At 68.6% G+C, this 22,882-nt stretch carries 28 protein-coding genes and 2 pseudogenes; 14 read left to right on the top strand and 16 right to left on the bottom strand.

Annotated elements, in window-relative coordinates:
- Positions 1–45 precede the first annotated feature (45 nt).
- Positions 46–453 (top strand): hypothetical protein, encoded by a 408-nt coding sequence (locus AB0J57_RS32325; RefSeq protein ID WP_366131943.1) that lies wholly within the window; start codon positions 46–48, stop codon positions 451–453.
- 13 nt (positions 454–466) lie between these two features.
- Here AB0J57_RS32325 and AB0J57_RS32330 read toward each other — a convergent pair whose 3' ends face one another.
- From AB0J57_RS32330 to AB0J57_RS32345, 4 genes and pseudogenes are all read right to left on the bottom strand, one after another.
- On the bottom strand, positions 467–553 hold the full coding sequence (locus AB0J57_RS32330) for a DUF6207 family protein (RefSeq protein ID WP_366131999.1): 87 nt from the start codon (positions 551–553) through the stop codon (positions 467–469).
- Between the two features lie 67 nt (positions 554–620).
- Positions 621–677: pseudogene (locus AB0J57_RS32335) on the bottom strand (hypothetical protein); the annotation flags it as partial.
- Between the two features lie 532 nt (positions 678–1,209).
- Complete coding sequence (locus AB0J57_RS32340) at positions 1,210–1,443, bottom strand: hypothetical protein (protein WP_366131944.1); 234 nt, start codon at positions 1,441–1,443, stop codon at positions 1,210–1,212.
- A gap of 133 nt (positions 1,444–1,576) precedes the next feature.
- On the bottom strand, positions 1,577–1,795 hold the full coding sequence (locus tag AB0J57_RS32345) for a hypothetical protein (protein WP_366131945.1): 219 nt from the start codon (positions 1,793–1,795) through the stop codon (positions 1,577–1,579).
- Positions 1,796–1,918: 123 nt separating this feature from the next.
- Between AB0J57_RS32345 and AB0J57_RS32350 the strand changes: the two genes are divergently transcribed.
- From AB0J57_RS32350 to AB0J57_RS32395, 10 genes are all read left to right on the top strand, one after another.
- The gene (locus tag AB0J57_RS32350; RefSeq protein ID WP_366131946.1) at positions 1,919–2,368 is read left to right on the top strand and encodes a hypothetical protein; all 450 of its coding nucleotides are present in this window, start codon (positions 1,919–1,921) and stop codon (positions 2,366–2,368) included.
- Positions 2,369–2,404: 36 nt separating this feature from the next.
- The gene (locus AB0J57_RS32355) at positions 2,405–2,641 is read left to right on the top strand and encodes a hypothetical protein (protein WP_366131947.1); all 237 of its coding nucleotides are present in this window, start codon (positions 2,405–2,407) and stop codon (positions 2,639–2,641) included.
- A gap of 555 nt (positions 2,642–3,196) precedes the next feature.
- Positions 3,197–3,628, top strand: coding sequence for a hypothetical protein (locus tag AB0J57_RS32360; RefSeq protein WP_366131948.1), 432 nt, complete (start codon positions 3,197–3,199; stop codon positions 3,626–3,628).
- A 314-nt stretch (positions 3,629–3,942) separates the two neighbouring features.
- Positions 3,943–4,269 (top strand): hypothetical protein, encoded by a 327-nt coding sequence (locus tag AB0J57_RS32365; protein WP_366131949.1) that lies wholly within the window; start codon positions 3,943–3,945, stop codon positions 4,267–4,269.
- A gap of 314 nt (positions 4,270–4,583) precedes the next feature.
- The gene (locus AB0J57_RS32370; RefSeq protein ID WP_366131950.1) at positions 4,584–5,456 is read left to right on the top strand and encodes a VCBS repeat-containing protein; all 873 of its coding nucleotides are present in this window, start codon (positions 4,584–4,586) and stop codon (positions 5,454–5,456) included.
- 560 nt (positions 5,457–6,016) lie between these two features.
- Positions 6,017–7,105, top strand: coding sequence for a DUF6183 family protein (locus AB0J57_RS32375; RefSeq protein ID WP_366131951.1), 1,089 nt, complete (start codon positions 6,017–6,019; stop codon positions 7,103–7,105).
- 346 nt (positions 7,106–7,451) lie between these two features.
- Positions 7,452–7,862, top strand: coding sequence for a Rid family hydrolase (locus AB0J57_RS32380; protein WP_366131952.1), 411 nt, complete (start codon positions 7,452–7,454; stop codon positions 7,860–7,862).
- A gap of 159 nt (positions 7,863–8,021) precedes the next feature.
- Entirely contained in the window at positions 8,022–8,576 is a 555-nt protein-coding gene (locus AB0J57_RS32385) for a DUF4259 domain-containing protein (protein ID WP_366131953.1), read from the top strand.
- Between the two features lie 460 nt (positions 8,577–9,036).
- Positions 9,037–9,639, top strand: a complete 603-nt coding sequence (locus AB0J57_RS32390; protein ID WP_366131954.1) for a glycosyltransferase — start codon at positions 9,037–9,039, stop codon at positions 9,637–9,639.
- Positions 9,640–10,019: 380 nt separating this feature from the next.
- Positions 10,020–10,553, top strand: a complete 534-nt coding sequence (locus tag AB0J57_RS32395) for a barstar family protein (RefSeq protein ID WP_366131955.1) — start codon at positions 10,020–10,022, stop codon at positions 10,551–10,553.
- Between the two features lie 132 nt (positions 10,554–10,685).
- On the opposite strand, the gene AB0J57_RS32400 is transcribed toward AB0J57_RS32395, so the two are convergent.
- From AB0J57_RS32400 to AB0J57_RS32410, 3 genes are read right to left on the bottom strand one after another with little or no spacing between them, the layout of a single operon-like run.
- Complete coding sequence (locus tag AB0J57_RS32400; protein ID WP_366131956.1) at positions 10,686–11,135, bottom strand: transposase; 450 nt, start codon at positions 11,133–11,135, stop codon at positions 10,686–10,688.
- Entirely contained in the window at positions 11,092–12,222 is a 1,131-nt protein-coding gene (locus tag AB0J57_RS32405) for an ISL3 family transposase (protein ID WP_366131957.1), read from the bottom strand. The genes AB0J57_RS32400 and AB0J57_RS32405 overlap by 44 nt, the downstream gene beginning before the upstream one ends.
- A 48-nt stretch (positions 12,223–12,270) precedes the next feature.
- On the bottom strand, positions 12,271–12,960 hold the full coding sequence (locus tag AB0J57_RS32410; protein ID WP_366131958.1) for a hypothetical protein: 690 nt from the start codon (positions 12,958–12,960) through the stop codon (positions 12,271–12,273).
- A gap of 231 nt (positions 12,961–13,191) precedes the next feature.
- On the opposite strand from AB0J57_RS32410, the gene AB0J57_RS32415 reads away from it, so the two are divergent.
- The gene (locus AB0J57_RS32415; RefSeq protein WP_366131959.1) at positions 13,192–13,800 is read left to right on the top strand and encodes a hypothetical protein; all 609 of its coding nucleotides are present in this window, start codon (positions 13,192–13,194) and stop codon (positions 13,798–13,800) included.
- Positions 13,801–14,466: 666 nt separating this feature from the next.
- Here the strand turns inward: AB0J57_RS32415 and AB0J57_RS32420 are convergent.
- From AB0J57_RS32420 to AB0J57_RS32435, 4 genes are all read right to left on the bottom strand, one after another.
- Complete coding sequence (locus tag AB0J57_RS32420; protein ID WP_366131960.1) at positions 14,467–14,841, bottom strand: hypothetical protein; 375 nt, start codon at positions 14,839–14,841, stop codon at positions 14,467–14,469.
- 286 nt (positions 14,842–15,127) lie between these two features.
- Entirely contained in the window at positions 15,128–15,505 is a 378-nt protein-coding gene (locus AB0J57_RS32425) for a chaplin family protein (protein WP_366131961.1), read from the bottom strand.
- Positions 15,506–15,603: 98 nt separating this feature from the next.
- Complete coding sequence (locus AB0J57_RS32430) at positions 15,604–15,921, bottom strand: chaplin family protein (protein WP_366131963.1); 318 nt, start codon at positions 15,919–15,921, stop codon at positions 15,604–15,606.
- Between the two features lie 500 nt (positions 15,922–16,421).
- Positions 16,422–17,672 carry a hypothetical protein gene (locus AB0J57_RS32435; RefSeq protein ID WP_366131964.1) on the bottom strand — a complete coding sequence of 417 codons (1,251 nt, stop codon included), beginning with the start codon at positions 17,670–17,672 and terminating at the stop codon, positions 16,422–16,424.
- Positions 17,673–17,989: 317 nt separating this feature from the next.
- Here AB0J57_RS32435 and AB0J57_RS32440 point away from each other — a divergent pair.
- Positions 17,990–18,298 (top strand): annotated as a pseudogene (locus AB0J57_RS32440) (DUF1524 domain-containing protein); the annotation flags it as partial.
- Between the two features lie 108 nt (positions 18,299–18,406).
- On the opposite strand, the gene AB0J57_RS32445 reads toward AB0J57_RS32440, so the two are convergent.
- Together AB0J57_RS32445 and AB0J57_RS32450 are read right to left on the bottom strand one after the other, a co-directional pair.
- Entirely contained in the window at positions 18,407–18,871 is a 465-nt protein-coding gene (locus AB0J57_RS32445) for a hypothetical protein (RefSeq protein WP_366131965.1), read from the bottom strand.
- A gap of 123 nt (positions 18,872–18,994) precedes the next feature.
- Positions 18,995–19,435: a hypothetical protein gene (locus AB0J57_RS32450; RefSeq protein WP_366131967.1), complete on the bottom strand. Its 441-nt coding sequence runs from the start codon at positions 19,433–19,435 to the stop codon at positions 18,995–18,997.
- 290 nt (positions 19,436–19,725) lie between these two features.
- Between AB0J57_RS32450 and AB0J57_RS32455 the strand changes: the two genes are divergently transcribed.
- Positions 19,726–20,148 carry a hypothetical protein gene (locus tag AB0J57_RS32455; protein ID WP_366131968.1) on the top strand — a complete coding sequence of 141 codons (423 nt, stop codon included), beginning with the start codon at positions 19,726–19,728 and terminating at the stop codon, positions 20,146–20,148.
- 986 nt (positions 20,149–21,134) lie between these two features.
- On the opposite strand, the gene AB0J57_RS32460 is transcribed toward AB0J57_RS32455, so the two are convergent.
- From AB0J57_RS32460 to AB0J57_RS32470, 3 genes are all read right to left on the bottom strand, one after another.
- A complete protein-coding gene (locus tag AB0J57_RS32460; protein ID WP_366131969.1) occupies positions 21,135–21,317 on the bottom strand; it encodes a hypothetical protein in 183 nt (60 codons plus the stop codon).
- An 85-nt stretch (positions 21,318–21,402) separates the two neighbouring features.
- On the bottom strand, positions 21,403–21,990 hold the full coding sequence (locus AB0J57_RS32465; RefSeq protein ID WP_366131970.1) for a hypothetical protein: 588 nt from the start codon (positions 21,988–21,990) through the stop codon (positions 21,403–21,405).
- Between the two features lie 336 nt (positions 21,991–22,326).
- Positions 22,327–22,749, bottom strand: a complete 423-nt coding sequence (locus AB0J57_RS32470; protein WP_366131971.1) for a hypothetical protein — start codon at positions 22,747–22,749, stop codon at positions 22,327–22,329.
- Between the last annotated feature and the right edge of the window lie 133 nt (positions 22,750–22,882).

Raw genomic sequence — 22,882 nt, forward strand, 5'->3', positions numbered from 1 at the left:
ATCGGGATGGCAGGCTCTGCCTCCACCCGAACGAAGAGCTCCGCGATGACCGACAAGCCGGAGACGGAACGCACCGACTGCTTCGCCCTGCCGAGCCCGGACAACACCCGCATCGCATACGTGAAGGCCGCAGGCCGGATCAGCGAGACCTGGCACACCCCGGATTGCCCCGCCCTCGCCATCATGGAGATCAACTGGGAGGAAGGAAGCAAGCGGGTCAAGGAACAGGACGAGTGGGCGAAAGGTGTCTTTCCCGCCGCGCATGGGCGGCTCAGGCACGCTGCCGCCGCGATACCCGCCGACGCAGCAGCCCAGCCTTTCGTCGCCGCCCTGACCGAGTTGGTCCAGGCACAGGCCGACACCACCGGCTTCGTCGTCCTGCACCGCTGGGCCGAAATCCTCGAGCGGCACTCACCGCCGCAGCTCCCTGACCCAGACCACCACCGGGGGTAGGCCTACCGTCCGCTCACCCCGGGGTGGAGGGGCGCCGGATGTCCGCGTACACCCGCGCCCGCACGCCGGGTTCGCCGGGGACGCGCCATACCGGGGTGATCCCGGAGGTCGCACACTGTTGCTGGGAGGCCCTCCATCACCGCGGCGAGGGTGTCCTCGTCCGCGGCGGCGGCGTCCAGGACCACGAGCCACGGCTCGGCGATGTGCTGTTCATCGATCTGCATGCTCCCGCCGACGGCTCCGCCCAGTTGTCCGGTTCGCCGGCCGCTGGGGAAGCATCCGCACGAGGGACTGCGGCCATCGACTGGCCCGGCGTCGGTCGCGCGGACCGTGCCTGGACCGTAGACATGAAAGGGGCAGCCGCTGTTCCGCTGACAGGACCGGAGTGGGCTGCGCCCCCTTTGTCGGGGAGCCGTGCCAACCCCCCGAGCGGCACGGCTCCCTGCGCTGCACGGCGTCCTGGCAAGCAAGGTCGAGCACCTGCTCGACAACCGCCTCCAGGCGCTCGCCGCCGGCCTGACATGAGCCGCCCATTGCCTCGAACGGGTGGGTCTCCGGTCGGCGTGCTGGGCGAGCCCTGCCGCCGTCAGCGCCCGGCCGGTTCGGGTTCGGCGCGTCCTCGATCATCCGCCGGATCCGCGACAAGAACGGTCGAGCCCCCCTGGTCCCCGCCTACGACCACTGCGAACGCACCTGGCTGCCGCCTGCACCACTGCTGTTCCAGCGACACCGCGGTACAAGAACTGGGCGATCAGCTCAGGCGCCGTCCGGAAGATGCTCATCACCGCGCTCGCACACACCGGGATGACGGACTCCGCCACCGGCGGACCGTTGCATTCCACGCTGCACGACTTCCGCCGGCTGTTCATCACCGACGCCGTCCTCGACGGCCTGCCCCGGCACATCGCCCAGGTCATCGCCGGACACCAGGACATCAACGTCACCTTCGGCTACAAGGCGGTCCATCTCGGCGAGGCCGTCCAAGCCCATCTGGCCGTCCTGGCTCGTCGACGAGCTATGCGGCCAACCGGAGAATACCGGGTCCCGACCGACGAGGAGCGGAGCGAATTCCTGGGCCCCTTCGAGTGGCGCAAGGTCTCCATCGGCACCTGCGGCCGCTCGTTCAGTACCCCCCCTGTATCCACGAGCACGCCTGCGTCCGCTGCCCGATGCTCTGGCCCGACCCGCCGAACGCCACCGATTGGTCGAGATCCGCGACAACCTGATCGCTCGCATCGCCGAGGCCGAGCGCGAAGGCTGGCTCGGCGAGGTTGGAGGACTGCGTGTCAGCCTCGCCGGCGCAGAGGGCACACTGTCCCGATTCGACAGGTGCCGCGACCATCGGACCATCGTCGATCTCGGCATCCCCACCCCGCAACCAGCCTCCACGGCCCTGCCGCCCCGGCCATGACTGCCCACCATAATCAGGAGGAGCAGGGAAGAAGTGAGCTGCAACAATGTGCATATGACCAGCCAGGAGATCCTCTTCGACTGTCGGCGCCACGCTGATCGTGGCGTGCTCGAAGTCGTCCCGTGCATCGACGGAACACCCTTTACCAACTTGGTCGACCAGTTCGAGATGAACGCTGGAATGCAACCAGCCGGAGACGCCTACGGAGGTCTTATCCCGCAGTTCTTCCGATTCGGCCCGATGGAAAACCATTTCCATGGACGATCCACCGGAGCGATGGGGCCGAAGACGCCCGTGCTCGGCTGCGAATGCGGTGAGTGGGGATGCTGGCCGCTGATGGCCGGCATCACAGTTACTCCTGACCACGTGACCTGGGACGCCTTCGAACAGCCCCACCGCAAGACACGCGACTACTCGGGGTTCGGCCCGTTTCAGTTCGACCGCCTTCAATACGCTGACGCCGTGAAGGTCCTGACTGCAGCACTGGGCTCTGACGATACGTGAGCACATCTCATCGACTCATCACGCGAGGAGGGAGTCGTGTTTGACCACATCATCGGTCTAAGCCCCGAGGACGCCGCACGCTGGACCGATCTGGTCGAGCAGTCCCGACCAGTCCTTGAGAGCGACGGAATGGAGGCTGTCCAGATCCTCCTGGCCGAGCGCGGTATGAGCATCATCCAAGCGATCGCAATCACCCGGGCGCTACTTGGGAATGCCGAGACGCCGCTTCGAGTCGCCATCGACATCGTGGCCACAAGCAAGGCCCGACAATAAGTTCAGAGAATGGGGCATAGAGCCGTTCTACTGCCGACCCGGCATCGAGGGCGCCCACGAGAAATGCGGGGTCGAGGGGCAGATCGGGCTGCGGCGAGGGTGTCCAGGACCACGAGCCCTGGGCTCGGCGATGTGCTGCTCATCGATCTGCATGCTCCCACCGACGGCTCCGCCCAATTCCCGGTTCGCCGGCCGCTGGGGAAGCACCCGCACGAGGGACTGCGGCCACCGACTGGCCCCGCGTCGGTCACGTGGAGCGTGCCTGGGCCGTAGACGGGAATGGGGCAGCCACGTCTTGTTGACAGGACCGGGCGGGCTGCGACCCCCATGTTGGGGAGCCGTGCCAACCCCCCGAGCGGCACGGCTCCTTGCCAGGAGCGAGGACCTGGTCGTGAGGTGTGCGCTGCGGGGATCGACGGGGCCAGCCCGCAGGATGTCGGTGCCGACAGGCTCTGGCCGCTGTCGGGCCGACGTCGTACGCCGGGGCCGCCTGTCCTCGTCCCGGGTAGCGGATGATCGCGTACGCTGCGCTTTCGCAGTATTCGAGGGGGGACCATGCGTAAGATCCACAAGCTGTTGCTCGCTGCTCTGGCGGCTGTCATCGTCGCCGGTGCGGTGGTGTTCGTCGTGCAGGACCGCAAGGAGGCGCAGCGTGCGGCGGAGCGGGAATCGCTTCGCCTGGCTGCCGAGAGCATCTTCCAGGGCAGGGCTGACAAGAAGGATGCGCTGTGGCGACAGTACGCCGCTCCAGCGGGGCGTGTGTGGAGTGAGGCACGGGCGAGGGTCACGCTGAACCGGGTGGAGATCCAGGGGAAGCGGGCGAAGGTGTGGATTCAGGAGATCACGACGCCCTACACGACCAACAGATCCGGCACCGATCCGCAGCCGGACATTCCCTACGCGGGAATGTACGTCTACGTCTTCGAGCCGGCCGGCAACAGTTGGACGTTCGTCAAGGACGTCACGAGGCAGGAGTTCGGCATCTGAGTGGTCAGCGTGCCGCAGCCACCGATCACGACCCTGACGGCCGTATCCGCGTCGATGCTGAACGTGTCATTGAGGCATCGTTCGCTCTCACGGATGCCGCTGGTTACCAGTTCTTCTTGACGCCGGGATCCGGAGCGGCCATGGCACCGCTCCTCGGCCTGTTCACCAAGGTCGTCACCGAAGCCGAGGTGATCGGGCGAGTCGGCTCAGGACCGCTGGCGATCGGTCAACGGCGCCCGACTAGTCCCGCTCGTCCGCGCCGGAGCCCGCTTCGAACGCGGCCTGCTCGTCGAGCGCCCTGAGATCATTGCAGCGTGACGGTGACTCTCGCCCGCCTGCCGATCGACGCGGAACTTCAGATCGACCACGTGCGGAGAATCGAGGAGGACGAGGTGATCGTCGCCGTGCGCTGCATCCGCGGGCCGGTCCGTCTCAGCGCGCGCTTCCACCACATCCGCGACATGTCGGCGCCGATCGACCTGGAGCTGACCGGGATCCTCTTCTACGGGCGTCCGGTTGACGAACTCGACCCGGTCTGCACGGCTCTCGTCACTCTCCGGGGGACAGGAACGCTCCTTCTCACCCCAGGGAGCACGGCCCGCGGCTGGCAGATCATCCAGGGCACCAACCCTTCGGCATGACTCATCCGCCCACTGGTTTTGACAATTCCGCCGCTGTCCCATACAGCCAAGTCATGGCTCACAGGCGCATCGTCGCAGGCAGCGGTTCTGTCAACGTCAGCAGGTCTTGCGATCGAACCTCGCCGCCCGTGATCCGTAGGGGAGCTCTAGGCCCGCCCACTGCTGTGTCCAGTCGCAATCACCCGGCGTGTACAGCGGGCGGTCGGTAGGCTGCGGCGAAGCCGAGGGACGGCCTGGGGAGGATGGCACTCACCACGTGGTGAGGCTGCTACGGGGCCTGTTCCTGCGGGGTTCTCGTTCTGGGGAGGAATGTCATGAAGGCAAAGGCATCCGTAGTGGCGGGTGCTGCGGTAGCTATGGCCGCATCACTGCTTTCAGGACCGGCAGCAGCGGCACCCGCCCCTGGGTGGCGAGACTTCTCCGGACCGGCGGACGGTTACGGTGACCTCGTTGTCATCAATCCGGACAGCAGCGCCTCCTTCTTCTGGGGTTCGGGCTCCGGTTCGCTGCGCACCCACCCCGTCTACTGGGGCGAAGGAGTTGGCTTCAACCATTTCGTCCCCTTCAGCGATCTCACCGCCGACGGGTGCAACGACCTCCTCAGCCGCCGGACCAACGGCGACCTGTTCCGCGAGGAGATCCTCTGCTCTCCGGGCATGGGCGGCCAGGTCGAGACGAGCCGGCGCCTGGGTTCTGGCTGGAACCAGTTCAACGTCCTCACCTCACCGGGAGACCTGACCGGCGACGGCCGAGCCGATCTCATCACACGCCAGGCCACGACGGGCGACATGTACCTCTACGCCAATGACGGCGCGGGTGCACTCAAGGCCAAGGGCCGCATCGGCACGAACTGGAAGCTCTATCGTGCCGTGCTGGGAGCCGGCGATATCACCGGAGACGGCATCGGCGATGTCCTCGCAGTCGACCGGAACGACTCACTGTGGCGCTACGACGGAACCGCCGTCGGCACACTCAAGCCCCGCACCCTGGTATTCGGCAACCGCTGGGCCACCGGCCGCAACGCGTTCGTGGGCGTCGGCGACATCACCGCAGACGGGCACCCTGACCTGATCACCAGGAACTCACAAGGACAACTGCTGCGCAACACAGGCAGCGGTACCGGCACATTCCGCTCCACCGTCAAGATCGCCACCACCGGCTGGGAGCGCTACAAAGGCCTGTTCTGATCAAACGTCGGCTCACCGAGACCGAAACAGCCACGCTTGATGACGCCGAGCGCCAGGTCCTGGCGACTACGGCCGCGCAGTGTCCGGGGGCCAGGGTGACGTACGAGCCGGTACCGTAACCCGTCGGCGGGATCGCCTCGGGGTGAACGCCTTGTCGGCCCCGCCACCGTGCCTCCGCCTTCCGCGCTCTGGAGCGGAGGCACAGGCGTATACGCCCAGCAGTGCAGGTGTCGGCACCCGCCCGGTACGACGTGGGATAGGCACGGGGCCGGGCCCCGTAGTGCACTGCCAGGCGGTCAGGGGAGCGCGCCCAGGAAGCAGACGGCTGGCACCGGCATGGGAACCCACGCTCGCTTCGGCCTTACCGCAGCGCCCAGCACGCCGCAGCAGCCCGTTATGTTCCCCGCTTCAGGCTGCCCAGGGTGGGCGACCGGGGCGTTCGCCTGCGGTCATCCGCCACCACGAGGGCCATGGCGGGCAGTGCCCCGCCTCCCATGTGCAGTCCTGAGGGGGCGTCGTCATAGGGCGGGACGACCATGGAATCCTCGGTACGACAGTTCATGCACGCGTTGGCGCATGCCGACAACACGCGGGCGTTCACCGACGAGGTCGACCGGCGCGTCGGCGCCGGTGACCTCGACTGGATCGGTGAGCTCGGAGCGGCGATGGTCGGCGCGACGGATTCCGAGGTACGGCAGTACGAGTCGGTGTACGAGCACCTCCAGCGCGCGCTCGCCAGGACCCCGGGCCGGGACACCATCCGCCAGCTCCTCTGCTTCCCCCTCGTCCTGAGGCCCGGTGGCCCGGCCGAGGAGTTCCGCACCCGGCTCCTGGCCATGGAGCTCGCGTTCCACCAGTCGGCCGAGGACCTGGCCCGGGAGGTCTTCGAAGCCGCGCCCGGCCAGGAAGTCCTGTACGAATTCCGTGCCTGCCTGCTGCATGAGCTCGTACGGCGTCCCGTGTCCGTCGACGAGCATCCGGCGCTGCGGTCCTTCGCAGCCGCCTTGGCCGTTGACGGCCACCCGCTCGCTCAACTGCCGTGCCACCTGCTGCCGCTGGAGCAGATCGAACGCGATCCCTCCTGGTACCCCATGGGCCCGGTCTCCCGGGTCCCGAAGGATCCGCTGATCACGCCCCCGCTCGCCCGCCGCCGGACAGCCGGCACGAAGGTCACCGAGGTGGACGACTGGGAGCAGGACATCGCGATGAGGACGGTCGTGGAGGACTGGTACACGGCCTCCAACGGGCGGGTTGCCGCTCACGTCTCCCCACTCGCCCCCACGGACTTCGGCGCGCTCTTCGCCCGGCTGCCCCTGGAATGCCGCAGGGACGCCCCCGAGCTGTGGACGACCACCGCCGACACCGTGCTGGGCATCCTGCGGGCGGCTGCCGCCGGCGGCGGCGCGTACGCCTTCGGCCACTTCGGCGCGTACGGCCGCCTCGCCGCCTGGCAGTCTCTCGCCGGCCTCGTCGGCCTCCCCGCCCACACCCCGGTCCCGGAGATCGCACGGCGGGCCGAGCAGACCCACTGGTTCCTGCCCGACACCGAGGCCGACTGGTTCGAGTACGTCGCCTGGGACCTCGCCATCACCGCGCTGCGCCCCAGCGGGCGGGAGATCGCGGTGCTGGCCGCCACCGACACCGACTGAACGCCCGCTTCAACAGCCGGCTTGGTTCACCAGACCTGCTGCTGTTCCCCACCCGACGCGGCTGATGCCGACAGGACGGTCACCCATTCGCCCCGCGTCTCGGTGTAGATCGCCCTCAGTCCGACCTCGGCCAGCGGCGTCGCCTCATCACGCCTGGCTTCGTTGATCTCTAGGAACAGCGTTTCTCGACGGGTTCCGGAGTCAGTTGGTGATCACTGGGTGCACGAGTGTCGACCAGAAATGACGGCGTTGCCGTGGGCGCGGCGAGAAAAAGGGAAGGCGGATGCCAACGGGCCGTTGGCAGGATGTCCACGCTCAACTCCCGATGGGAAAGGACCCGACGACCGTGGCTCGTGCCATCACTCTGATCCGCTCCGCCTCCCTGTCCGACGTCGCCGAGTACGCCTACGCAGCCACGGCGCCCGCCGACTCCCGCCTGATCTTCCTCGCCGGGGCGTGTCCCCTGAACGACGACGGCTCGACCGCAGCGATCGGGGACTACGCGGGTCAGGCACTGAAAGCCGTCGAGAACATGCAGGTCGCTCTCGCTGCCGCCGGCGCGTCACTCCAGGACGTCATCAGTACAAGGGTTCTCGTCGCATCGGCCCGGCGGGAGGACCTGGTGTCTGCCTGGCAGGTGGTCCGGGACTCGTTCGCTGACCACGACGTCCCCAGCACCTTGATGGGCGTCACTGTCCTCGGCTATAAGGACCAGCTCGTCGAGATCGAGGCCGTCGCCACGGTGCTCGACTCTTGAGGTCTATTGACACAACGCTGGCGGCCGAGCGCGCCCTGGACCGGAAGTGCCTGGCGGTAGCACCGCGAAGCCGCAAGCGGGTCCTGCTCGCCCCGTGACCAATGTCAGTGGCTCCTGGGACCATGCCTTCGTCCGAGACAGCCGTATCAGGAGCGATCCATGGGAACGTGGGGAACCGGCCCGTTCGACAGCGACCTCGCCGCAGACTTCGTCGATGAACTTGAGGGCCTCACCCACCAGCAGGTCATCGACATGCTGGAGCGGGCATTCCAGCGAGTCACCGACTCGGGAGAACGGGTTGATGGCGGAGACGGGGCCGAAGCCGTTGCCGCCGGAGCTCTCGTCGCCAGCACCCTCCCGGACAGCCCCATCATGATTGACCCCGATGACGGCCCCAGCCAACCACTGCCCCAACTGCCAGCCTCGCTTCGCGCGTCGGCAAGACTCGCACTGGACCGGGTGCTCCAGGACGGATCAGAAATGGCAACCGGCTGGGTGGACAGCGCCGACGCCCGCCAGTGGCACCAGGAAGTTCAACAGATCCTCCAAGCACTCGAAACACCCACGATCACTAATCGCGACCGCTTCACGGAAGTCGTGCCAGAACCCGACTTTCGACAGCGGATGTACGCGGCTTTGAGCAGCACGCCGACTTGGCGGTGTTCGATGTTCACGAGTACCGACAGCACACGCCCGGGGCTGGGGGCGCGCTGAGGGATCCCCTTGGCCGGCGCCGGTGGCCGGGCGCCATCCGCCGAGGAGAATCGCTGCATGTTGCTGGACGCCGGCCATCAGGTCGCCGTGGCCGCTCACGCGTCCTTCGCCGCACTCATCGACGGGTGTGGTCTCGACTACCGGCCTGTGCCGGGAGACCCGCAGGGGCTGATCCGGGACTGGTCCCGGGCGGCGTCGCGGGAGGAGGCCCAGGCGCTGACGAGGGCGTACGCGGACGGGCTCGCCGACGGGGTGGCGAAAGCCGGCGGGCGGGGCCGGCCTGCTGCTCACGGCCTCCGGCCCGGCGCCGCTCGGCTGGACGGCCAGCGAAGCGCTCGGCATCCCTGTCATCGGCACGTATCTCGTACCGGCTTTCGCCACCGGAGCATTCGCGCTGCCCAACGCACGCAGCACCGCCGGCGGCCCGGGGCCGGAGGACAACCTCGCCGCAGGTCGGGACGTGGTGAGGCGCGCGGAAGGGGTCTTCGCGGGCGCCGTGACCCGGCTGCGCGCCCACCTCGGGCTGCCCGGCGCCGGCGCGTCATCGTCATCGGGGGACATCCGGCCGGTCTTCCACGGCTTCAGCCCGCTGGTGGTGCCGCGCCCCGGGGACTGGCCCTCGCGGGTCGAAGTATCGGGCTACTGGTGGCCCGCGCGGCCGGACGGGTGGCAACCCCCGGCCGAACTGGTCGACTTCCTCCAGGCCGGTCCGCCGCCGGTGTCCATCGGGTTCGGCAGCATGGCGCCAGGGCAGGGGGAACGGCTCAGTGAGCTGCTGGCTGCGGCTGTACGGCAGGCGGGGGTGCGTGCGGTGGTGCAGGCGGGGTGGGCCGAGCTAAGTGGCTGGGGCGACGACGTCTTGGCCATCGGCGACGTCCCGCACGACTGGCTGTTCCCTCGTACCGCCGCCGTCGTCCATCACGCCGGGGCGGGTACGACCGGAGCCGGACTGCGGGCCGGAGTACCCACTGTGGCCGTTCCCGTCATGGCCGACCAGCCATTCTGGGCATCTCGGTTGTACGAGCTGGGGGTCGCCCCCCGCCTGTGCCGTTCCAGGACCTGACCGCCGAAGCCCTCAGGGACGCGATCACGGTCTGCCTGTCCGAGCCGGCCCACCGACGCCGCGCGACCGAACTCGCTCACCGCATCACAGCAGAGGACGGCGCCGCCGCGGTGCTCACCCACATCGGCTCAGGGGGCGCCGGGTGAATCCGAGGAATGCTCCACCACCGTGCTGCGGTGCCAAGCCGTCCGAGGTACTCCGCCGTATCCGGTGCTGCCGAAACTCGCGAACAACTCGAACGCCACCGTCCCCCGGACGCCTCCCAAAGTCGTGATAAATGCTGCCTGAAGTCGGGTTCTGGCACAGATCTTGGGCAGCAATCACGGAGTGTGATGAGACGCTGTGTCCTCCTGACACCAAGACCGGTTAGGGTCATCAGCATGGCCGCCTTTACCCCTGACGCCGAGGCAGACCTCGATTTCCGCCTCGTGCAGAACACTTTTGTCACGCTCTTCTGGCGCCGGAATCTGCTGGAGGAGTGCACAGCATGGCTGGACGGGCACGGCTACCAGGTCACGAGTCTGGATGCGACCGCCTGGTCATCGGAGGGAGACCTCCTCAGAGGGATCGGCGCCGCGCTGGACTTCCCCGACTACTACGGACGCAGCTTTGACGCGTTCAACGACTGCTTCGGCGATGTCGCCTCCTACGCCGCTTACGGGATCGCCCCGGAGGCCACCGGCCTGGTCCTGGTCTTCACCGACTTCGACGTCTTCGCCGCAGCGCAACCGGAGAGCGCGCAGGTCATCCTGGACATCGTCGCCGACAACGCCCGCCGGGCAGCGTTGTTCGGACGCCGTGTGATGTGTCTGGTCCAAAGCTCCGATCCACAGATCAAATTCGCACCGGTCGGTGCCATGCCCATCATGTGGAACGACGCTGAACAGTCCAGCGGCAGCCGGCGGGCGGGCTGACCCACGTTGCTTCACTCCGGCGCAGGGGCTTGAGGGAGCACCCTCCGACTCCGGTCGCGCTGGGTGATCACGAGATGTTGACCAGAGTCATCCGGACTGGCGGCTGTCACAGACCAACGCCGTCGCGAGGGGTTATTGGAGCAGGATCATTTTGCGGAGCAGTTCGAATCCGGCTCGGCCGTAAAGCTGCCGCTTGATCTTCTTGATGCGGTTGTCGGCGCCCTCGATGCTGCCGGAGCTCCAGTTGAGAGTGAGCCCGGCTGTCACGGCGTCGAGGTCCCGGCGCATGTGGACGGCGAAGCCGGTGAGGCCGGGTAACTGGCTGGCGTCAACTGCGTCGATCCAGGTGGGGAGTGTGGAGCCGAGGCGGTCGGTGAGTATCTCGCCGAAGTCCCGGACGTGTCCGGCGGCAGTGTCCAGTTTGGAGCAGTGGGCCAAGACCTCCTTCAGACCGGCCCGGTCTTCCTCGGTCAAGGTCGTGGGGTGACGGGTGAGCCAGCCGGTCACCTGCCGCACCGTCGGCGGCCGGGGCGGCGCCTCAAACGGAGCCCCGCGCAAGGTCGCGATGTGCGCGCGGACCATGCCGTAGGTGACTGGGGCGTGCTCGGCAACAAGCTCGCTGTGCAGTCGGGTGACGTTGGTACATCCCTCGGCGAATCGCCGCTCCAGGTAGGGCTTGTCGGGGTCCAGTCTGCTGGGCCGGGGCCGGTTCTCGCGGAAGGTGTCCTGCCAGCGCGCGGCGTTTGCGTACCGGAGCACGGTGTTGAGGCCCCAGCCCAGGTGCCGGGCAATCGCCCGACGTGAGTGACCTTGGGCAAGGAGCTCGCGGACCAGGGCATGCGCGCAGGCAGCAGCGATGGGCGGCGACGCAGGTTTCCACGGCTCGACCGAGGCCCTGCCACAGGTGGAACCGGTCGGCGACCTGCTGAGCGTCGGGGGCACCGCGGCGGGCACCCTCGGCATAGGCGCCTGCCCGGTCCCGGCAGATGATCTCCACGCCGGGGTGGCGGATCAGCCAGGCGGCCAGCGGCCCGGCTTCACGGGTCGGCAGCACATCGACCACGCGATGGTCTTCGACGCTGGTCAAGACGGTGGAGTAGGTCTGCCCGCGACGGATCGCGAAGTCGTCTATGCCCAGCACGCGCGGAGTACTGAACCGTGGATCGGGCAATGCCATGACCCTGCGTAACAAAGTCATACTTCCCGCGCCGAAGCCCAACTGGACGGCCAGTCGAGCGTCGGCCCGCCCGGCAAGGGCGAGCCCCACTCGCTCCAGGGCATGGTTGAGCCGAGTGGTGAACCGTGCGTGCGGGGAGGCCAGCCGGGAGAACGGCTCGGCGAACGTCCGGCGCGGGCAGGCCCCGGCTCCACAGATGAAGCGCCGAACCGTCAGCCGGATCACAAAGCCCTGCTCAGCGATCGGAAGATCCCTCAGCCTCCGCTGGTAACGGTCATGGACTCGGTCCGATAAGCGGCCGCAGTCCGGACACGCAGCCCCGGCCGCGCGGCCTCTCGCCACCACCTCGACCGTGCCGAACACGGCCGTAACCGCCTCGACGTCTACCTCGTCGATCCCGTCGAACACCAGCGAGTCCCAGAACGGTGCATCGGTCTGCATGACCAGCACCATCACCATCCACAGCCGACCACAGCAGCGACCGGTAAGCATCTGAGGGAGCGTCAATTCCGGCTGTTAGACAACAAGGCGTACGCCGTCTTATACGAGCCGGTCTCCTCGCAATCGAACATCGAGGTAACGCTCCGCGACCGCTCCCCAAGATCTGTGCCAGAACCCACTACTACTCGGCAAAGCCACCACGGTCAGCTCCTCCGCGCGGCACGCCGCGCCCACCACGACAACCGCGGCGCAGTGGCCGCGTTGACAGCTCGACCGAGCGCCTCCAGGGTGGCCTCCAGGCGCGCGGTGTCCTCCAAGGCGCTCAGGGCATTCAGCAACTGCTCCGTGGCGGTAGCCACGGCAGCGCATGAGCGGGGCGGCGGCGGTGGCGGCCCGGGTGAGCGGCTCGCGTATGGCGGCCGCGGTCTGCTTGCTCGCCATCCGCTCCCGGCTCAGCAGCTCAGCCGCGCGTCCGAAGCCCACCAGGCCGCTTTGCATGTCCGTTCCGCCGGCGATCCGGGCCCGGACGGCGCCACCGGCGACGGCGAGCACCGTCAGCAGGAACGTCCGGCCGCGCTCGGCCGGCCCCTCCCACAGCAGCCGGTTGGCGGCCGCCGCGCCCTGCAGTTTCAGGACCGCCACCGTCATCGCATCCGCCTGCACCCGCAGCGCCCCGACCTCGGCCTGCTGCTCCTGGCGGTTGCGGGCACGATTGGTCAGCCACGATGCCAGGACGGCAATGACCGCCCCGGAGAAGAGCGTGCCGGCCAGCTCGATCAACTTGTCCATCCCCGCAGGCTGGCCGTGCACCCGGCTCCACCGCCCGCTCGTTGCGCACCTGACGCACAACGCAGACTCTCCTGTGGCCGAACGCATCCGGCTGCGGGATGAGGACGATATCGGCCATCACAAGCTGCGAATCGGGCAGTTCTGCCCATCAACGGCGTGTCCCCGAACCAGCACCGTGATGATCGGCGGCGCCGGTCCGGTTCAACCCCAACTTCTCGGAGGCAGCCGCCTGTGACCGAACCAATCACTCTCGCCGACGACCCTGACCTCGCCCACCTGATCGACCTGCTCGACATGCTCAGAGGGCCGGAGGTTACCTCCCTCTGGGTCGAGGGCGACCACAGCATCGGAAAGAAGTTCGCTTCCCGGCTCAGGCCCATCCTCAACGGCCAGGGCCGCGCGCAGGACGTGGACTACCTCGCGGTGTACGTTCTCAAGTACCTCGGCAAGGACAACCCGCATATCCCACAAGAGCAGATCACCAAATGGCTGCGCGGAGTGAACGGCCTCCCCGCTGCGGGGCACGCATGGGTGGAAGATGCCACTCGGACCGCGTGGACCCTGGTCACCCGGTACAGCCTGCCCCGCTGGCGTGGTCACCGCGGCACCCCGGGGAGCGCTGGTTGCCGGCCCCGTAGCTTGCGACGTACAGGCGAACCCCGAACCCGAACCGCGCGCCGGTTCGGGGCTCGTGACATGCTGACAGATCAGCCGGAAGCGGCTTTCCGTTCGGCCAGCATCTTCTTGGCCTGCCGGCCAGAGGTCCCGGGGGTCGCGCCGCAGCGTCGTGAGCGCCGTGCGGGACGACCGGGCAACTGCCGACCTCGGCATGTCGGGTGAATCACCCGACATGCCGGGCATTCTGTGCTGGCGTCAGCATATGTACAGGATAACCGTAATTATCCTGTGCATTTGTGCTCGGGGTCCGGACGGGTGGAGGTTTGTACGCGTACCGGTGCCGGTCCGCGCGGCCGACGGCGCCGTGACCGTCGTGGCGATGCCCGAGTGGGTCCGCTTGCACGAGGGCCGGTCAATCTGGGAACACACCGGCTGGCCGGTGGACGCGCCCGCCCGGATCGTCGACCCGCCGCAGCGGTTCTCGCCGGCACCCGGCCTTCTCTGGCAGATCACCGCCTGGCTCGACACGGCGCGCGACGGCAAGGTGCTGGGCGAGGACTACGGCGGCAAACCGGCGGATGGCAGACCGTCGGCTGGTGCACGAGCCGGACGACGCCCGCGCGTTCACCGCACACCGCGGCTCCTTCGCTCGCGTCGACATCATCGAGCACGGCACCGACAACGGCGTAGTCTCCCTCACCACGGACACATTCGTCATGGCCCCGGACGCCCCCGCCCCCAGCTCGCCGAAGGCCCGCGTCCGGCGTCCCCGGACAGATCCGGGGCGACGGCGCCCCCGTCCAGGGGTAACTACCAGGGCCGTTGATCGTTCGCGGGGGTATGGGCACTCGCAAGGTAATGGGTCCTGTCATTGTCACGGCAGCGCTGTCAGTGGCGACGGCAACACCCGCAGCGGCGGGTGGTGTCGGTGACTTCTTGTCTCCAGCGTTCGGGACCGCTTGCGTGAATCATCACGCTGCGGACACGCAAGGCAGCACCGCACACGGCACAGGAGCCGCCAACGGCAACCTTGCCGGACTCCCCCTCGGCAGCCCGGTCAACCAATGCGGCGGCGCGGATCTGCCCACGATCAACCAAACTCCCCCAGTCCACCGCCCGCAGATCATCCACCCATGTGATATCGGTATCGTTTCTGATATCAGTCAGTCCGATCTCAACCCGGATGCGATTCAGCTTCCTGACCACCTTCGCAACATGCTTAAGCAGGCGCTTGCTGACTGCCGTAAACGTGCTTGAAATCACGGCTCGTAGACACTGTTCTCCCGAAGCTACGGCGAAGTGACAAGTAGTCCTCGCCGCCGTCGAGCACCTGATGGACACCGACGCCACCGACGCTGAACGAGCCGCGGTCATCGGGCGCAAGGCGAACCTCCTGCAGCGGATCGCCGTGGAGGATGGAACCCCCGGGGTAGCCGAGCAAGCGGCGGAGGCCCGCGCATACGCTGCGCGGCATCCGCCGGATAGCCACCCGCCGGAATCCCGTCCCTCGACCACAACCGGACCCCGGAGCTCCGGGACTTCAGCGGCGTCAGTCCGCCTCGATCACGTCGGGGGCGTTGGTGGCAACGGGGATGTCGGCAAGCTTGAGGAGAGAGAAACCAGCAGTGGCGGTGGGCGACGCGTCGGCGCCGCCGCAATGGTTGAGCGGGCTGCCGATGGGAATGCCGGCGAGGTTGCCGCCTGCTGCGCCGGTGGCACTGGTTGCGGTTCCGTTGGCGTGGGCGCCGTTGTTGAGGTTGCCGCACAGGGTGCCGAAGGCAGGGGAGAGGAAGTCGCCGACGCCGCCGGCCGAAGCGGGGCTGGCGGTGGCGAGGCCCGCGCCCAGCACTGTGGCGGTCCGGGACAGGGCTGTAAGCCTCTGACGTGTGATCACGCCCGGAAAACGACCGATGCCGAGACCCGTCACACACCCGTGGTCCGTCCACGCCTCCCGGACGGTCTCAATAGCTGATTTCCGAACCCCTCCACCCTTGCGCCGCCCTCGATCGACCCAGTGCTAGTTGATCACTTGCGGATCTGATTGCACCGGAAGGTTCTGTCTTCATCGAGTACTTCAACGGTGAGGATATCGATGTCTTGGAGGGTGGGGCAGACATCCCGGATGATGTTGGTGTTGAGGTCTGCGCCGCCGCACTGATTGAGCGGTGAGCCGATGGGAATGCCGGCGAGGTTGCCGCCTGCTGCGCCGGTGGCACTGGTTGCGGTTCCGTTGGCGTGGGCGCCGTTGTTGAGGTTGCCGCACAGGGTGCCGAAGGCAGGGGAGAGGAAGTCGCCGATCCCGCCGGCGGCGGCGGGGCTGGCCGTGGTGAGCCCCGCCGCCATAGATGTCAGGGTGAAGGTGGCAGTTGCGACTGCCCGGCGCGTGATCACGTGTGGGGAACGACAGGCGGCGAACTGAGGTCACGCGAATCAGCGCCTGCCCGTTGGCGACAGTCGATCAAGTTCCAAGCAGTCAAGCTCCCAAACGGCCACTCAGGTTCAGAAGCCCCCGCTGGCAGATACGCCGACGGGGGCTTCGTGCCGATCCGGCAGGCTGATCAGGCGACGGACAGCCCAGGGACACCGTGGGCCGAGCCGGGGTGGAGGACGCCAGGGCCCTGCGCGCGTACAACTGCGCCCCGTCCGAGAAGTGCGCGTCCGGGCCGGTGGCCGGGTAGGCGTGCGTGAGGTCGACAACCCAGCCGGCGACCTCGCTGCGGCGCTCCAGCGCGTCCAGGGCCTGGCGCATCCGCAGCCGCTCATCCCCGTCCGCCGCCCGGCGCGCTGTGTTCAGGGCGCGGGCGACGCAGGCGGAACCGGCCTGGAGGAAGCTCCGGTAGGCGTCACCGCCGACCCGGAGCCGTTCGGTGACCTGCGCGGCGGTGAGGGCGCCCCGGCTGCGCTCGGCGAGCGCCGCGACGAGACGAGCTTCCCTCTCCTGGTGGCGAGCGTTGGAGCGGGCGGAGCGTTCCGCGTAGGGCATGTCCGGGTGGTAGTCGGTCAGCACGCGACCTTCCTGTGTCCAGTCGTGGGCCCAGGCGTCGGGGGTGGCGCGGTCCCCAAATCTCGGCGAACGCGTACGGGCCGCCGGTACCGACCCGCAGCAGCGTCGCCGCGAGGCTCCCGCCCGAGCGGCTGCCGGTGACCCAGGCGAACGAGGTCCACCCGGTGTCCTCGCGCCACACCTTCAGTTCGTAGGTCGGCGGGTGCTTCTCGCCCGGGAACCAGGCCGGTTCCGGCGTGGGCTGGGCCGACTGCGGCCGCCCGGGCGGCCACGTGTCGAACGGCAGCCGGGGCACCATCGGCCGGTCCCAGGCGGCGTCGGCCCGGTGGACCCGGGACGGCAGCACACCCAGGTCGGTGGTCACGTGCTCCCAGACCTCGGCCCGCTGGCGCCCGCAGTCTCCGCCGGCGGGCCGCTCGATGGCGCTCAGCCGGTAGGCGACCAGCGCGTCGGCGAGCTCCCGGGCCTTGTCGAGGTCTGTGCACCAGGCCCGCGTCCACCAGTCCGGTGCGCCGCCGAAGTGGTCCTCGCCCAGGACGCCGTCCGGGACGTCGTACGTACGCACCTCGTACGGCAGATCCGGGCTCGGACACATCGGGTCGAGGCCGTCCGGGAACTCGCCCGGCCGCTCGATGGACCAGCCGTTGCGCACGAACCGCCAAAACGGCTCGTCGCTGGACAGCCACACGACCGGCCACACCGCGGCGACCTCCACCCGGCCGTCGAGCAACCGGCGCGGCACGGGCACCCGCATGCCCTTCTCCACCGCCCTCATGCAGTCGGCGACTTCCCGGATGACGTAGCCGTCGACCGCAGCCTCGACCACGCCCCACCGCACGCCGCTGTCCCGCTGGGCCATGGTGCTGCGGACGCTCTCGTCCCAGATCTCCCTCACCGGCACGACACGCTGCTCGGCGACGATGGCCGACAGCGCGTCCACGGTGACCTGCGCCCACCCGTAGCGGGCCACGTCGGACTCCGGTGCGGGCTCGGCGGCCGCCAGCAGCAGCCGGCGGGCGGCGGTGTAGGAGATGCCTTTGGCTTCGGCGAGAGCGCGGCCGTCCTTCTTGAATTGCTTGTTGCTGGTCACGAAGGTCCCTTCGGCCGGTGGAGACCCCACGCATCCCCACCGTGGACGACGTGACCACAGGCAGATGGATGCGGCACGTGAGGCGCAGCCCCTTGTCCTCGGTCGCCGGTTCCCCCCCGGCGTGGGAAGGGACCTGGCTCGGAGTCAGGCCGACGCACGGCGGCCAACGTCAACGGTAGCGAGAACCACCGACAACGGTTCGAGAGATGAGGAGTGCACTGTTACGCGCGCTTGCCACATCCGGTCAATTTCGTGACCTCTGTGACGGCTGTGGCTGCGGGGCGCCGTGGCACCGCGCCATGGCGCGCAGCTCCCGACCGCTCGCCGAGGCGTGGGACTCTGGGGCCAGCGGCTGGACGCCAGCGCGGCGCCAGGCGTACGCCAACGACCTGGACGCCGAGCGCTCCCTGATCGCCGTCACGGCGAAGACCAACCGGTCGAAGGCGGACCAGGACCCGGCCCAGTGGATGCCGCCGGCCGCTGGCCAGCACTGCGCGTACGTCGCCGACTGGACCGCCACCAAACTGCGCTGGCAGCTCAGGCTGGACGACGCCGAGCGCCAGGCCCTGGCCACCGCGGCCGCTCGCTGCCCGGGCGCCACGGTCACCTACGAGCCGGCACCGTAACCGCCCACCGCGACTACCCTCGCTGGTGCGTGCCTTGTCACGCCCGCCACGTGCCCCGCATCCGCGCTCTGGAGCGGGGCACCGGCGCGCATGGCCGCACATCAGGGGTCAGGCGAGGGTCACGCAGGCCTGTGGCCGGTGGCCCTTGAACTGGATGCACACCTTCGTGCCCTTGGGGACCTGCGGGCCGGTGTGCCCGTCGCGTCCCCAGTGCGTTTCCACGAAGTCCCCCTTGGACACCGCCCGCTTCCACCCGGAGGCGGCCTTGACCGGCTTGCCCGGGGCCTTGTACGTCCAGCGGGCGCGGTACGTCGTCTTCTTGTTCACCGGGGACTTCGAGGCGTACACCCAGCCCACGCCCCGCTGGCTGGCTGCACCGGCGGGGTACCAGTACTTCACCACGATCCCCGTACCGCACCCGCCGCCCGCCTTCGCCACGCACATGTTGGCCCGCTTGTCGACGTACGTCGCACCGGCCGCCGGGGTGGCGGCCGCCGCGGCGGTCAGCGCGATCGTCAGGGCGAGAACCACGGACCGGCAGGCGGCACGGCCGGTCGCTGAAGGAGTCGTCATGCGGCGTTCAACGACGCCGCTCAGCCGAGGGGCACGCCTGGGCGGGCCCGGCGTTCAGCTCTGCTCCCCACGGCGGCACCACGGGGAACTGCTGGGACGACTCTTGCTGTCGAAATCCGATGATCACCGGGGGATCTCGGCGCGTTCCCTCCCGCCCATGGGCACCCAGTCGCCCGACGTCCGTACCGGGCGGGTTGTCCACCACTTCCCTCCGGGCGTGCGACGTAGGCAGACGCACCTCCAGTTCCACCGCCACTCTTGCCAGTCCAAGGACTCGACCTCAACACGCTCCCCGCACTCCCTATACGGACGCAGGCGGGTCCAAAAGATCTCGACGTAGACTTTCGACTCCGTCTTATCCGGAAGCCAGACATCGAAGACGATGGGCTCCGAACCAGCGCCCATGTACGCCTGGAACATGGTCGAGTCGGGCTCTGGCTGAACGCCCAGGGTTCCGGGAACCCTGACCTCCACGTTGTGCACGACGGCAGTCCCTACTGCGCGTACGGCGAAGGTCATCTTCAGCCTTTTGTAGGTTGCGCCCTTTTCGGTCTGCTCGTCCATCCCGGCGTCGCGTGTCCTGCGGACATTCCACCCGTGCTGAGGGCGATCGACCCAGCCCCAACGGGCCACGACAGTGGAAGCAACCGCTGCGATGGCAGCGAAGCCGAGAGTCCACCAATCCATCCGCAAACCGTAGTCGTAAGGCCACCGACCAGGCCGCCGACACTCCCGGTACCCCGCATTCGGCATGCCCCCGCCTTCCGTTGGAGGGTCGCGAAGCCTCAGCCCGAAGGACTTCGTACTCGCCGATCCCGCCGTGCAGGGCGGGCGAGCGCGGCTAAGGTCTCGTCATGAGCACCCGCGACTGGCACGTCCTGTGCGTCCCGCCCATCGACCGCTTCGAGGGCATGACACCGCTGACCAGCTACGTGTTCCCCGCGACGGCCGCGGGCGCCCTTGCCGATCCGTACGACGCCGAGTACCTCATCGGCGAGCGCAAGGAGCGCCTCGAGTGGGCTGGCGGTGCTCTGGACGCCCTCCGGCGCGCGGGCAGCAAGGTGCACTGGGACGGCGACTTCCGACATGAGCCGTACGTGGGGGCGCTCCTTTGGGGGAGCGACGGGGCCCTGTACCTCGTGGCGAAGCAGGAGAACAACGGTACGTGCTTCATCGTCAGCCAGGGCTTTGCCGTGCCCCTGCCGCCGACGGAAACCATCTTCTTCTCAACCGTCGTCAGGGAGTCCCGAGCCGAAGCCGCCGACCTCCGATTCTGACGGCTGCCACTCGCACCGACGAAGACGTTGTCACCCTGTCGAGCGTTCCGGCGCGGCCGGCGGTGACGCGAAGGCCGCCCGGCGGCTGTCGTGTCGCCAGGGGGCTTCGCGCTCCGGAACCGGGGTACGACAAAGGCCCGGGCCGATTGGCACAGGCCCTGGCCGTAGGCGGCCGGCAAGGGACTGCCGCGAGGTCATCAGCTATTGGCTAGTTCCGCTCCATCAAGGTCACTGCCCCGCTGGAGCGTTAAGGCGAAGTAGCTCACTGGGGGGTTTGCCACACCAACCACTCCGAGGTCCGAGGCCGCCATTTGCCTCCAGTCGGCGCCGCCGCACTCGTTGAGTGCGTTGCCGACAGGCAGGCCGGCAACGTTACCGCCTGCCGTGCCCGTGCCATGGCTGGTGACTTCCGCCGCGTGGGCACCATTGTTGTGGTTGGCACACAGGGTACCGAAGGCGGGAGAGAGGAAGTCGCCGACACCACCGGCCGGCAGCCGGTGCGGCTGTGACGACTCCCGCCCCCAGCACAGCAGCGGTGGCGGCCAGGGCGGTGATCGCGTAGCGCGTGGTCATGCCCAGCCAACGAGCCCACACGCCCTCAGTCACCGGGCCCCGGACGCCAGCGCGCTCCATGCTCCCGCCGGTGGTCCCCGGCCCACGCCGGGCGGGGCGGTGACCAGCCGTCGGCGCGCGCCGTGCCCTCCATAGAGTGGGGTCATGAGCGCTGCACCGGCCCCCAACCCGCACGCGATCTGATGTCACAGCAGCGCTGGCGCCCGTCCGTCCAGTTCGGCCACGCTGGGGCCTTGCTGTAGCGGGGGAGCCGCACGCACAGGTCGGACAGCGCGTCGGTGATCTTCACGGACTGGAGGCCCTCCATCACCGCCCCGCACACGGTCGAGATCAGCATCCGCCGCCGGTCCCATCAGCCATCGACCCTGTGACGCTCTGACAGCCGGGTACCGGGGGGTAAGTAGATCCGGCGGTCACTGGTGCAGCGGATGCGGATTGTCCGGGGTGGGGAGCACGATGCGGTTGGGGCCGAAGTAGGTACGGATCGACTCAGGTCGGACGGTGCGCATCCACAGCGGCGCGCCGATCAGGATCCGCTGGGCACCGTCCAGATCCGGTTCGGTCCGGAAGCTCCATCGGCTAGGGGTGAGGGTCACATCCCTGTAGACACGGACGACGTACTCGCAAGCCTCGAACCCGAGCACGGTGAACGCGCGGGTTTCGGGCCGCCCGCGGTGCTCGTCAGGGTGAGGCGTAGTTGCCCTGGCCCAGAGCGAGACGCAGCGCCTCCACGGCGAGCTCTTCAGCGTCGTACGCTTCGGTCCAGCTCGTGCCGACGCCGTGGCTGGCGACCAGTTCCTCGATGGCCGGGGCAGTAGACGAGATCCATCCGCCGACCGGCTCGTCAGGGACGCTGTAGCCCTGGAGGTTCTTCAGGCCGCCGAAGAGACACAGGTCGGCTCGGAGCCCCTGCGGGCTGCGCGTCTGGGTGTGGAGGACGGCGGTCCTCTGACGCAAACTGTGCTCTGGCCGTGCGCCCCACCGCTGGAACTCCGCCACCTCCACCCACCCCCGGCCGCGGACCATCTGTACCGGCCCGGGGGCTCCGTGCTCGGCGAGCCGACGGCCGAGCTTCTTCTTCAGCTTCTCGGCGACCTCGAAGCGGGTCCTCTGCCGGTTGGCTCCGCTGACATCGATACCGCTTCCGGCCAAGCCGAGCTTGAACGTCGGCTGTACCCGGGGGGCGAGCTGGATCCCGTTGTCCTCGATGACCTCGTTGACGAGCCTCTCCGACCAGTAGACGTATCGGCCGACCGGCTTCGCACGCATCTGACCTCCGTGAAGGGCGGGCTCGTCACGGTAGCGCGCCGTCTACCAGGAGACGGCGGAAACCGAGAAGGGCTCGCTGCCCGAGGCGACGGTGTCCAGCCGAGGTGGCTGGCCAGGGCCGCCGCTCGTGTGGCCTGCTTCAGTTCCGAGCGAGCCATGGCGACCTTCTCCGTCTCGACCTTTTCCCAGAAGGGATGGCGGCTGACCTCCACGGACAGCTCCAAGCACCGCGCGCGGAGCCGGTCGACGGCCTCCTTCTCCTCCTCGGCCCAGCCCGAGCTCGCCTCGCGGCCGCCGGTCACCTCACCGCACAGGCATGTTCGGGCTGCTGTGATGTCACAGCAGTGCTGCGGCTCGTCCGTCCAGTTCTGCCACGCCGGGGGCCTTGCTGTAGGGGGATAGCCGTATGCGGAGGTCGGTCAGCGCGTCGGTGATTTTCACGGACTGGACGCCTTCGGCGCAGTCGAGGAATTCGCCCCACGCGGCCACGGCACCGTCCAGGTCGCCCTGGCGAAGGTACACGTGGCTGTTCACCCCGGCCCGCCGGGTGGTCCGGTCTGCTGCAGTCCCGCCGTGGCAGCCGATCCAGCGGAACTTCCCCGATCTTGTGGCCGCCACGGGCCAGATGCCGCACGGCCTGTCCTGGACGGTGAGCTGGGCGTGTGGCAGGAAGGGCGGCTCTCCTGCGAGGCGCTGCAGCGCCGGACCGTGTCCGCCGGCCGAACTGTCCAGCAGCTCGCCGAGGCGGTGCCTGCGCACTTCATTGGAAGGGGGTGGCGCGGGGCGGCGCAAGCAGAATGGGGAACGTCGCGAAGCGTAGTACTGGCTGCTTGAGGTGACCCACTTGGGTGTGGACTCCATAGCCCCGGATGCGGTGTTCCGGGACTGCCTG

Origin of the sequence: Streptomyces sp. NPDC049837 (assembly GCF_040674455.1) — a bacterium.
Classification (GTDB): Bacteria; Actinomycetota; Actinomycetes; order Streptomycetales; family Streptomycetaceae; genus Streptomyces.

What these genes read in the sequence shown, in the direction of transcription:
- AB0J57_RS32430 (WP_366131963.1), bottom strand. Translation starts at nt 15,921, where the DNA reads ATGGCGGCGGGGCTCACCACGGCCAGCCCCGCCGCCGCCGGCGGGATC.
- AB0J57_RS32360 (WP_366131948.1), top strand. Translation starts at nt 3,197, where the DNA reads ATGCGTAAGATCCACAAGCTGTTGCTCGCTGCTCTGGCGGCTGTCATC.
- AB0J57_RS32325 (WP_366131943.1), top strand. Translation starts at nt 46, where the DNA reads ATGACCGACAAGCCGGAGACGGAACGCACCGACTGCTTCGCCCTGCCG.
- AB0J57_RS32455 (WP_366131968.1), top strand. Translation starts at nt 19,726, where the DNA reads ATGAGCACCCGCGACTGGCACGTCCTGTGCGTCCCGCCCATCGACCGC.
- AB0J57_RS32375 (WP_366131951.1), top strand. Translation starts at nt 6,017, where the DNA reads ATGCACGCGTTGGCGCATGCCGACAACACGCGGGCGTTCACCGACGAG.
- AB0J57_RS32410 (WP_366131958.1), bottom strand. Translation starts at nt 12,960, where the DNA reads ATGGACAAGTTGATCGAGCTGGCCGGCACGCTCTTCTCCGGGGCGGTC.
- AB0J57_RS32385 (WP_366131953.1), top strand. Translation starts at nt 8,022, where the DNA reads ATGGGAACGTGGGGAACCGGCCCGTTCGACAGCGACCTCGCCGCAGAC.
- AB0J57_RS32345 (WP_366131945.1), bottom strand. Translation starts at nt 1,795, where the DNA reads ATGGTCGCGGCACCTGTCGAATCGGGACAGTGTGCCCTCTGCGCCGGC.
- AB0J57_RS32445 (WP_366131965.1), bottom strand. Translation starts at nt 18,871, where the DNA reads ATGACGACTCCTTCAGCGACCGGCCGTGCCGCCTGCCGGTCCGTGGTT.
- AB0J57_RS32450 (WP_366131967.1), bottom strand. Translation starts at nt 19,435, where the DNA reads ATGGACGAGCAGACCGAAAAGGGCGCAACCTACAAAAGGCTGAAGATG.
- AB0J57_RS32405 (WP_366131957.1), bottom strand. Translation starts at nt 12,222, where the DNA reads ATGCTTACCGGTCGCTGCTGTGGTCGGCTGTGGATGGTGATGGTGCTG.
- AB0J57_RS32370 (WP_366131950.1), top strand. Translation starts at nt 4,584, where the DNA reads ATGAAGGCAAAGGCATCCGTAGTGGCGGGTGCTGCGGTAGCTATGGCC.
- AB0J57_RS32340 (WP_366131944.1), bottom strand. Translation starts at nt 1,443, where the DNA reads ATGGGCTTGGACGGCCTCGCCGAGATGGACCGCCTTGTAGCCGAAGGT.
- AB0J57_RS32400 (WP_366131956.1), bottom strand. Translation starts at nt 11,135, where the DNA reads ATGGTCCGCGCGCACATCGCGACCTTGCGCGGGGCTCCGTTTGAGGCG.
- AB0J57_RS32465 (WP_366131970.1), bottom strand. Translation starts at nt 21,990, where the DNA reads ATGCGTGCGAAGCCGGTCGGCCGATACGTCTACTGGTCGGAGAGGCTC.
- AB0J57_RS32350 (WP_366131946.1), top strand. Translation starts at nt 1,919, where the DNA reads ATGACCAGCCAGGAGATCCTCTTCGACTGTCGGCGCCACGCTGATCGT.
- AB0J57_RS32395 (WP_366131955.1), top strand. Translation starts at nt 10,020, where the DNA reads ATGGCCGCCTTTACCCCTGACGCCGAGGCAGACCTCGATTTCCGCCTC.